General features: G+C 66.9%; 3 protein-coding genes. All 3 read left to right on the top strand.

Going from position 1 to position 2,363, the window contains the following annotated elements:
* The first annotated feature begins 385 nt into the window (after positions 1-385).
* Positions 386-1,030: a PepSY-associated TM helix domain-containing protein gene (locus tag L286_RS25225; RefSeq protein ID WP_007687774.1), complete on the top strand. Its 645-nt coding sequence runs from the start codon at positions 386-388 to the stop codon at positions 1,028-1,030.
* Positions 1,031-1,049: 19 nt separating this feature from the next.
* Complete coding sequence (locus tag L286_RS25220; protein ID WP_020819138.1) at positions 1,050-1,574, top strand: DUF2271 domain-containing protein; 525 nt, start codon at positions 1,050-1,052, stop codon at positions 1,572-1,574.
* 11 nt (positions 1,575-1,585) lie between these two features.
* Positions 1,586-2,363: DUF4198 domain-containing protein (locus L286_RS25215; protein ID WP_021222899.1), on the top strand; the 778-nt coding region annotated here is incomplete at its 3' end.

The following is a 2,363-nucleotide window of genomic DNA, read 5'->3' as shown; positions in this document are numbered from 1 at the left end:
GGGGCCTGCGCGGCCGTCGGAGCGTCCGGCGCGGCCATGGGGGGAGGAACGGTCGCCGCCGCCCCATCCGTTCCCGCCTGCGCGCCCATCATCAGCATTCCAGCGGCTATGGCCGGCGTCAGCATATCGTTGTTCCTTGCAGGAAAGCCCGTTGGAGCGAATGACGTTTTTCATGTCACGCCCGTTTCATGAAGGCGGCTAATTGCGATGGGGCCACCCGTCAATAGCATGACGGCGCCCTCCCCTGCCGACCGGCGCTCTGCGGAAACGATCCGGCGTTGCCCGGTACATTTTGATACAAATTTGCCACGCCTCATGTTTGCAATTGCGAGTCGTTCGCGTTATTCAACCCGCCTCATCTCCCACAGGACTCGTCCCGCTTCCGATGCACGCCCCCGTCCGCACCCAGCCGAACAAGAAGAAGAGCGCCAAGGCCTTCTGGCTGAAACAACTTCATAGCTGGCATTGGGTGAGTTCCGCGATCAGCCTGATCGGCCTGCTGCTGTTCGCCTTCACCGGCATCACGCTGAACCACGCCGCCGATGTCGAGGGGTCGCCGCAGACCGTGACCAGATCCGCCACCTTGCCGCCCGCCCTGCTGAAGCAGGTCGCGCCCGACGACGCGCCCGACGCCAGGAAGCCCCTGCCCGCCCCGGTCGCCCAATGGGTGGAGAAGGAAATCGGCCAGAGCGGCGCTGGCGAGGCGGAATGGTCGGCGGACGAGGTCTATCTGGCGCTGCCGCGCCCCGGCGGCGACGGCTGGGTATCGATCGACCGGCATAGCGGCGAAGTCTCCAGCGAGGCGACGAGCCGCGGCTGGATCAGCTATCTCAACGACCTGCACAAGGGCCGCAATGCGGGCAATGTCTGGAAGTGGTTTATCGACATCTTCGCCATCGCCTGCTTCCTCTTCGCCCTGACCGGCCTGCTGCTGCTCTGGCTCCACGCCAGGAAGCGGCCGACCACCTGGCCGCTGGTCGCCGCCGGCCTCGCCATTCCGGCGGTCCTCGCCATCATCTTCATCCATTAACGGGGGAATGCTTCACCTCATGCAAATCAGCCATAAGATCGTCCTGACCGGCGCGGCCATGGGCGCCAGCGCCCTCGCCATGCCCGCCGCCGCGCAGACGCTGGACGTCACGCTCACCCTGCCGCGCCTGTTGGTGGCGGAATATCACCGCCCCTATGTCGCGATCTGGCTGGAGAAGGAGGGCGCGCCCGCCCGTACCCTGTCGGTCCTCTACGATGTCGACAAGCGCAACAATGGCGGCGTCAAATGGCTGCGCGACATCCGCATGTGGTGGCGCGCCTCGGGCCGTTCGCTGACCCTGCCCGCCGATGGCATCTCCGGCGCCACCCGCGCGCCCGGCACCCATAAGCTGAGCTTCACCGCCGGAAAGGGCGGCATGCCGGCGCTGGCCCCCGGCAAATATACACTGGTAGTGGAGGCCGCGCGCGAATCCGGCGGGCGGGAGGCGGTGCGAGTGCCGCTCAACGTGACGGCAGCGGGCGCCAGGGGCAACGCCAGAGGCCAGTTCGAACTGGGCGCGGTCAGCGCCGTGCTGTCGCGCTGAGGAGGGAAGCGATGATGAAATTCCGCAAGACATTGTTGCTGCTTGCCGCCAGCGCCGCCATGGCCATGCCGCAGATGGCGGACGCGGCGCGGCCCTGGATGCTGCCGTCCGAAACCATGTTCGCCGGCTCCGGCAATGAATGGGTGACGGTGGACGCCGCCATTTCCAGCGACCTTTATTATTTCGACCATCCGGGCCAGGACTGGCAGCCCATCGCGACCGCGCCGGACGGCAGCGCGGCGCAGGTGGAAAACCGCGCCATCGGCAAGCTGCGCCAGACCTTCGACCTCGGCATCAAAACGAAGGGCACCTACAAGATCGCCATCGTCAACGAGATGCTGATGGGCAGTTACATGCTGAACGGCGAGCGCAAGATGCTGCCGCGCGGCAGCACCGCCGCGACGCTGGCAACCGCCGTGCCGCAGGGCGCGACGGACGTGCAGACGGCGACGGCGCGCACCCGGATCGAAACCTTCGTGACGGCGGGCGAGCCGGACCGCAAGGTCTTCACGACCACGGGCAAGGGGCTGGAAATGGTGCCCGTCACCCACCCCAACGACCTTGCCGTGGGCGAAGCCGCCACCTTCCAGTTCCTGTTGAACGGCAAGCCGGCCGCCGGGCTGGACGTGGTCGCCATTCCCGGCGGCATCCGCTATCGGTCGGACCTCAAGCAGATGGACGCGAAGACCGACGCGGAAGGGAAGGTCAGCTTCACCTGGCCGGAAGCGGGCATGTATTGGGTCAGCATCAGCTCCGGCGGACGGCGCGGCCCCGGCGGCGAAGGCCCCG

This window comes from Sphingobium sp. HDIP04, assembly GCF_000445085.1.
Classification (GTDB): domain Bacteria; phylum Pseudomonadota; class Alphaproteobacteria; order Sphingomonadales; family Sphingomonadaceae; genus Sphingobium; species Sphingobium indicum.
The sequence above is the reverse complement of the archived record's forward strand: the minus strand, read 5'-3'. Positions and strand labels throughout refer to the sequence as shown.

Coding starts and splice junctions, on each gene's coding strand:
- L286_RS25225 (WP_007687774.1), top strand. CDS start 386: ATGCACGCCCCCGTCCGCACCCAGCCGAACAAGAAGAAGAGCGCCAAG.
- L286_RS25220 (WP_020819138.1), top strand. CDS start 1,050: ATGCAAATCAGCCATAAGATCGTCCTGACCGGCGCGGCCATGGGCGCC.